The sequence below is a fragment of the Rhodoblastus sp. genome, assembly GCF_041915505.1.
Classification (GTDB): Bacteria; Pseudomonadota; Alphaproteobacteria; order Rhizobiales; family Beijerinckiaceae; genus Rhodoblastus.
The window spans coordinates 1-6,348 of record NZ_JAYSBG010000208.1 but is presented as its reverse complement, the minus strand read 5'-3'; the positions used below and the strand labels follow the sequence as shown (position 1 = coordinate 6,348).

Genomic DNA, 6,348 nt, shown 5'->3' with positions numbered 1-6,348 from the left:
CGCGTCGATCTGCTGTTCGGCTCGAATTCGCAATTGCGCGCGCTGGCCGAAGTCTATGGCAGCGCCGACGCGAAGGCGAAATTCGTGCAGGACTTCGTCGCGGCCTGGACCAAGGTGACGAATCTGGATCGTTTCGATCTCGCCTGAGACCGAAGATCATCCAAAAAACAACGGCCCGGCGCTAAGCCGGGCCGTTTGCCTGAGGGTGTTCGCGGTCACGGATTGGGGAGCGTCACGATCTGCCCGCCGATCGCGCCGAGCAGGTTTTGCAGCGCCTTGGCCTGTTCCGGCGTGACCTTGAGCTTGCGCCCCAGCTCCTGCGAGATGCACAAAGCCTCGGACACGGTCTGCGCGCCTTTCGGCGTCATGTCGACCCGGACCACGCGCTCGTCTTCGCTGTCGCGCCGGCGCTTGACGAAACCGCCGGCTTCGAGCCGCTTGATGAGCGGCGTCAATGTGTTGGAATCGAGCGACAGCCTATCACCCAATTCCTTGATCGACTGGCCGTCGCGATGCCGCAGCAGGAGCAGCGCGAGATATTGCAGATAAGTGATGCCGAGCGCGTCGAGGCGCGGCTTATAGGCGCGGTTGAACGCCAGTCCGGCCGAATAGACCGAAAAGCACAGCATTTCCGCCAGCGGATCGGCTGGCGCTGCACTGGCGGCGGGCTCCGCGGGCGCTGTATCGGCGGTGATAGTGCTCATCGATTCATTCTATATCGTGCGCGATTGAACCCCAAGCGTAATCGACGCGTCCTTTCGCGCCAAAGGGCGCAATCGCGGCGACTTGCGCCGCGACCCGACGCGTCAGACCAGGCTGAGGGCGACATCCACATTGTTGCGGGTGGCGTTGGAATAGGGGCAGACCTGATGGGCCTGTTCCACCAGCGCCTGAGCCTCGGCGCGGTCGACGCCCGGCAAGGCGACTTCCAGCGCGATATCGAGGCCGAAGCCGCCTTCGGAACGCGGGCCAATGCCGACCGTCGCGGTCACATTGGCGTCGGCGGGAACCTTCTGCTTGGTCTGCGCGGCGACGAATTTCAGCGCGCTCAGGAAACAGGCGGCATAGCCGGTGGCGAAAAGCTGTTCCGGATTGACGCCCGCGCCGCCGGCGCCGCCCAATTCCTTCGGCGTGGACAGCTTGACATCGACGGCGCCGTCGAGCGTGGCCGAATGGCCGTCGCGGCCGCCGGTGGCGCGAGCGGAAGTGCGGTAGAGAACATTGACGGACATGAAGTGATCCTTGCGTGGGGAGGGGGAAGGGACGGGGCGGGACCGGCGCGTCCGAGGACGCGCCAGTCAGGATCGTCAGCGGCGGCGGACTTCGCCGGTGCGGGAATTGATCTCGTCATCGGCGCCGGCGAAGCCGCCGAGGATTTCCGCGCCATTCGGCTTGCGCCATTCGCGGCTCTCGTCCTGCGTCCGGATGTCGTAGCCGAAGGCCTGGAAATCGCGGGGCGAAACCTGGCCGGCGACGGCGGGGGCCGCCTGGAGCGCCAAGCCGGCGATGAGGGCGAAAGCGCCGACAACGGCGGACGAGCGACGGACGGAACGCTTGCTGGTGATGTGCGACATGTTCGATCTCCTGTTTTCGTATCAGCGATTTAATCGCGTACGATGTAAATACAGAAGACCCTCATAGATGTCAAGCGCGTTCGATTTAATCGCGTACGATTTTTTTAGGAGGCGACCTATGAGGGCAGGGCGCCGGGGCCGCTCAACCCGCGCCGATCAGCTCCAGAAAGGCTTTTTGCGCGCGGGTGACCGAATATTCCTTGTGGTGTAGCGCGAAGAAGCGGCGCGGCGGCAGGTCGAGCTTGACCCGGGTCAGCACGCCGGCCTTGAGCGCACAGGCCACCACCAGTCGCGAAACCACCGTCACGCCGGCCCCGGCCGCCACGGCGGAGCAGACGGCTTCGTTCGACGGCAGTTCGAGCGCGATATCGAGCGCGCCGGGCGCGATCCCCAAGCCGGCCAACGCTGCCTCGAAGATCGCGCGCGTGCCAGATCCGGGCTCGCGCAGCACCCAGGGGCCCCGGCGCGGATCGTCCGGCTGGCGGCCGGGCTCGCGCGCCCAGGGATGGTCCGGCGGCGCGACCAGGACCAGTTCGTCCTCCGCGAAGGGCCGGCTGGTCAGGAAGGGATCGTCGACCGCGCCCTCGACCAGGCCGATATCCGCCGCGCCATCGTGGATGCGGCGCGCGACGCCATCGGTATTGTCGACCGCCAGCGTGATCGCGACGCCGGGATGGAGTTCGCGATAGCGCTGGATCAAAGGCGGCAGCCAGTAATTGCCGATGGTCTGGCTGGCGGCCAGCGTCAACGAGCCGCGGGTCAGGTCGGCGAGATCGATCAGGGTCTGCTCGGCCGCCCGGGCGCGGGCGAGCACAGCGCGGGCCTCGGCGAGAAACAGATGGCCGGCTTCCGTCAAAGCGATGCGGCGCCCAACGCGGTCGAACAATCGGGTCGCATAACGCGCTTCGAGCGCGGCGACGGCCGCGCTCGTGGCGGATTGGGTGAGATTGAGGTCGCGGGCGGCGAGCGTGACATGCTCGCGCTCCGCGACCGCAACGAAAATGCGAAGTTGCTCGAGCGTCATCGCGGCAATGTTACGCCGTCATTTTCACCAGGAGCAAGCTGAAGCTCGCGATGAAGATGAAGGCCGCGAGCCCGAGCAGGAAGGGACGCGGCCCCTTGGCCCGCAATTTGGCGATATCCGTTTCAAGCCCCATGGCGGCGAGCGCCATCGACAGCAAGAAGGTCGTCGCCGCCACGATCGCGGCCTTGGCCTCCGGCGGAATGGTCACAACACTGTTGACCCCGACCAGCGCGATGAAGCCGAGCACGAACCACGGCGTGGGCGCCTTGGCGTTGCTGTGGCCATGGCCGGCGCGGCGGGCGCGTTGCGCCGCCATCACGCCGAGTGTGATGACCACGGGGGCCAGCATCATCACCCGCGACAATTTGGCGATGGTCCCGAAATCGCCCGCCTGCTTGCCGCCCTGGAAGGCGGCGGCGACGACCTGCGCAATCTCATGGATCGAGGCGCCCGCCCACAGGCCATAGGCATGGGCGTCGAGGCCCAGCGCGCCCTGCAACAGCGGATAGCCGAACATGGCGATCGAGCCGAACACGGTGACGCAGGCGACGGCATAGGCCACATCCTCGTCATGGGCCTGGGTGACGGTATTGGTCGCGATCACCGCCGAGGCGCCGCAGATCGAGGTGCCGGCGGCGATCAGTTGCGTCAATTTGCGGTCGACGCCGATCAGGCGGCCGAGCCAGGTGGTGAACAGGAAAGTCGCGACCAGGGTCAGGGCGATCACCGCGACGCCCTTGGCGCCGACTTCCGCGACCTGCGCGGCGGTGAGTTGCAGGCCGAGCAGGATGATCGCGAAACGCAGCACCCGGCGCAGGGAGAAGACCACGCCCGCCTTGGCGCGCGCCGGAGTTCCGAGCAGGTTGTGAAAGCCCATGCCGATCACGATGGCGAGGATCATCGGGCTGAAGGTCGCTACGCCGGGAAGCTGGCGCAGGCCGAAAGCGGCGGCGGCTATGGCCGCCGTGAGCGCGAGGCCCGGCCAGATCGAGGCGTGGACGTGGGCGGCATGTGTGGCGTGGCGATTATTTTTCTCGACTATGGCGCTCATGAAGAAAAATCCTCTCTGTTGGAGAGGGTTTTCGCGCCAATTTATCTATCGATCCAACTTATAATATCTCTCGTTTCTATCGCGAAATTCGAATGATTGGCGCTGGGCGTCACAAACGCTCGATCTTTCGCGCCGCCTCGTCGATGAGGTCGGCCACCGCGAACAGCAGCTCCTTGTTCGGGGAATCGTCCAGTTTCTGTTGCAGGACCGCTTTCAGATTGCCCATGGCGCGGAACACCGGGCCGACGTCAAAGGCTTCGCCACGCTTGCGCAGGGCTTCGAGCCGCGCGAGGGCGCTTTCGGCGTCGGCGCGGTTGTCCTCCACATGAAGCCGCCCGGCTTCGGTGATCGCGTAAAGTCTCCTGGCGCCCTCGGCGGCGCGGGCTTCGATCAATCCGGTGTCTTCCAGCAGGCTCAGCGTCGGATAGACTACGCCGGGACTCGGCGCATAGGCCCCGCCGGTGCGGGCCTCAATGTCGCGAATGAGGTCATAGCCGTGGCGCGGCTCCTGTTCGATCAGCAGCAGCAGGACGAGCCGCAGCTCGCCGCCTTCGAACATGCGCCGGCGTCCGCGCCCGCCATGGCCGTCGCGCGCTGCGCCGTGCTGGAATTTGCCCATTTCCTCGCGAGCCTCATCGTGAAAGATAGCTTTGAGCTATATCGCGCTGAGGGATTGTCAAGGCGCGCGTCGGCCTATGCCGCGCTAATGGTCTTGCTGAAACGGCCCCGGCAAACCGCGAGCGTGGTCAGGCCGATCGCGGCCATGGCCAGCATTTGCGGCCAGACCAGATCGATCCCGGCGCCGCGATAGAGCACCGCCTGGGAGAAGGCGACGAATTGGGTGTTCGGCGTGAACTGCATGATGGTCTGGAGCCATCCGGGCATGGTCTCCAGCGGCGTGGAGCTGCCCGACAGCAGATAGAGAATGACGATCACCGGCAGAGCGAGCAGGCCGAATTGCGGCATGGTGCGCGCGAAAGTGGCGAGCAGCAAGCCGAGCGACGTCACCGAGAACATGAACAGGATCGCGCCCACGACGAACAGCGCGGTCGAGCCGGCGATCGGCACGCCGAGCAGGCCGCGCACCACGATGAACAAAGACAGGATCGAGGCGCCCACGATCACCGCGCCATTGGCGATGATCTTCGCCAGCATGATTTCGAGCGGCGTCACCGGCATGACCAAGAGATGTTCGATCGTGCCGTGCTCGCGCTCGCGGATCAGCGCGGCGCCGGTCAGGATGATCGACAGGATGGCGATGTTGTTGATGACCTGCATCACCGAAGTGAACCAGACCGAATGCAGGTCGGGATTGAATTTCGCCCGCACCACCAGATCGACCGGCTGGGCGGCGACGCCCCCGGCTCGGGTGAGGAAGGAGGCGCTTTCCTGCAGGATGATGTTCTCGATATCCACCGCGCCGTTGCCGGCCAGCGCCATGGCGGTGGCGTCGACATTGATCTGCACCGAGGGCTTCTTGCCGGCGAGCAGGTCGGATTCGAATTTGGGCGGGATTTCGATCACGAAGACATAACGCCCGCGATCCATGCCCGGATCGATATCCTTTGGCCCGATCTGGTCGGCCGATCGAAACAAGGGCGGCAGCAGGGCGCTGGCGATGCGGCGCGAGAGTTCGGACTGGTCCTCGTCGACCACCGCGACCCGGGCGTTCTCGACTTCGAATTTCACGCCGGCCGCGATCTGGTAGACCGCCACGCTGAAGACATAGAGGATGAAGACCAGCAGGATCGGATCGGCGACCAGGCTGCGCAATTCCTTGACGCTCAGCCGCTGGATGCGGCGCAGGCTGGCGCGGAAGTCGCCGCCCATGTCAGGCCTCCTGCTTCTTCAAAGCCGCGACGGCGCCAAGTTGATAGGCCAGGCTGAACAGGGCCAGCACGGCGAGATCGGGCGCGAGCGTGGCGAAATCCAGCCCCTTGGTGAAGGCGCCGACGCTGATCTCCTGAAACCAGCCACAGGGAAAGGCGAGCCCGACCCAGCGCGCGGCGGTCGAGAGCGAGGAGACCGGAACCAGCAGGCCGGAGAAATTCACGGTCGGAATGATCGACACCACGGCGGTGACGAAAATGGCCGCGACCTGGGTTTTCAGGAAGGACGACAGCAGGATGCCGAGCGAAGTGGTGGCGAAAATATAGAGGAAGGCGCCCAGCACCAGCGCGGCGGCGGAGCCCGCCACCGGCAGGCCGAACAGGAAGATCGCGGCGGCGAGCAGCAGCAGGAAGCTCAGAAAGGCGAGCAGGACATAGGGCGCCTGTTTGCCGAGCAGGAATTCCGGCCGGGTCACCGGCGTGGCGCGGAAATTGACGATGGAGCCGACTTCCTTTTCACGCACCACGCCGACCGCCGTGAGCATGGCCGGGATCAGCATCAGGATCAGCATGATGACGCCGGGAATGATCGAATAGACGCTCTTGAAAGCCTGATTGTAGCGATAGCGCATCTCGACGTTGAGCGGCGCCTCGGTCGAGACCAGGTTGCGTCGGCGAGCCTGCTCGGCGAGATAGACCTGCGAAATGCCGGTGATATAGGAGCGGATCGTTTCGGCGCGGAAGGGCATGGCGCCGTCGATCCAGATCGCGACTTCCGGCCTCTTGCCCGTCGTCAGATCCTTGCCGAAGCGGGCGGGGATTTCGATGGCGAGTTTCAACTCGCCGCTGGCGAGGCGGCGCTCCAGATCG

The 6,348-nt window shown here is 65.2% G+C and carries 8 protein-coding genes; all 8 read right to left on the bottom strand.

Features of this window, described 5'->3' with window-relative positions; translation table 11 throughout:
- Window positions 1-215: 215 nt before the first annotated feature.
- Complete coding sequence (locus ACE3S9_RS13025) at window positions 216-704, bottom strand: MarR family winged helix-turn-helix transcriptional regulator (protein ID WP_374546899.1); 489 nt, start codon at window positions 702-704, stop codon at window positions 216-218.
- A 102-nt stretch (window positions 705-806) separates the two neighbouring features.
- On the bottom strand, window positions 807-1,232 hold the full coding sequence (locus ACE3S9_RS13020; RefSeq protein ID WP_374546898.1) for an organic hydroperoxide resistance protein: 426 nt from the start codon (window positions 1,230-1,232) through the stop codon (window positions 807-809).
- Window positions 1,233-1,307: 75 nt separating this feature from the next.
- Entirely contained in the window at window positions 1,308-1,574 is a 267-nt protein-coding gene (locus ACE3S9_RS13015) for a hypothetical protein (RefSeq protein WP_374546896.1), read from the bottom strand.
- A gap of 142 nt (window positions 1,575-1,716) precedes the next feature.
- Window positions 1,717-2,598 (bottom strand): LysR family transcriptional regulator, encoded by an 882-nt coding sequence (locus tag ACE3S9_RS13010; RefSeq protein ID WP_374546895.1) that lies wholly within the window; start codon window positions 2,596-2,598, stop codon window positions 1,717-1,719.
- A 10-nt stretch (window positions 2,599-2,608) separates the two neighbouring features.
- Window positions 2,609-3,649: a YeiH family protein gene (locus ACE3S9_RS13005; RefSeq protein WP_374546894.1), complete on the bottom strand. Its 1,041-nt coding sequence runs from the start codon at window positions 3,647-3,649 to the stop codon at window positions 2,609-2,611.
- A gap of 109 nt (window positions 3,650-3,758) precedes the next feature.
- Window positions 3,759-4,268 (bottom strand): PadR family transcriptional regulator, encoded by a 510-nt coding sequence (locus ACE3S9_RS13000; RefSeq protein WP_374546893.1) that lies wholly within the window; start codon window positions 4,266-4,268, stop codon window positions 3,759-3,761.
- Between the two features lie 74 nt (window positions 4,269-4,342).
- Complete coding sequence (locus ACE3S9_RS12995; protein ID WP_374546892.1) at window positions 4,343-5,479, bottom strand: ABC transporter permease; 1,137 nt, start codon at window positions 5,477-5,479, stop codon at window positions 4,343-4,345.
- 1 nt (window position 5,480) lies between these two features.
- The coding region (locus tag ACE3S9_RS12990; RefSeq protein WP_374546891.1) for an ABC transporter permease at window positions 5,481-6,348 on the bottom strand (868 nt) is incomplete at its 5' end.

Excerpts from the sequence above, each read along its gene's own strand:
- ACE3S9_RS13010 (WP_374546895.1), bottom strand. The coding sequence starts at position 2,598 with ATGACGCTCGAGCAACTTCGCATTTTCGTTGCGGTCGCGGAGCGCGAG.
- ACE3S9_RS13020 (WP_374546898.1), bottom strand. The coding sequence starts at position 1,232 with ATGTCCGTCAATGTTCTCTACCGCACTTCCGCTCGCGCCACCGGCGGC.
- ACE3S9_RS12995 (WP_374546892.1), bottom strand. The coding sequence starts at position 5,479 with ATGGGCGGCGACTTCCGCGCCAGCCTGCGCCGCATCCAGCGGCTGAGC.
- ACE3S9_RS13005 (WP_374546894.1), bottom strand. The coding sequence starts at position 3,649 with ATGAGCGCCATAGTCGAGAAAAATAATCGCCACGCCACACATGCCGCC.
- ACE3S9_RS13025 (WP_374546899.1), bottom strand. The coding sequence starts at position 704 with ATGAGCACTATCACCGCCGATACAGCGCCCGCGGAGCCCGCCGCCAGT.
- ACE3S9_RS13015 (WP_374546896.1), bottom strand. The coding sequence starts at position 1,574 with ATGTCGCACATCACCAGCAAGCGTTCCGTCCGTCGCTCGTCCGCCGTT.
- ACE3S9_RS13000 (WP_374546893.1), bottom strand. The coding sequence starts at position 4,268 with ATGGGCAAATTCCAGCACGGCGCAGCGCGCGACGGCCATGGCGGGCGC.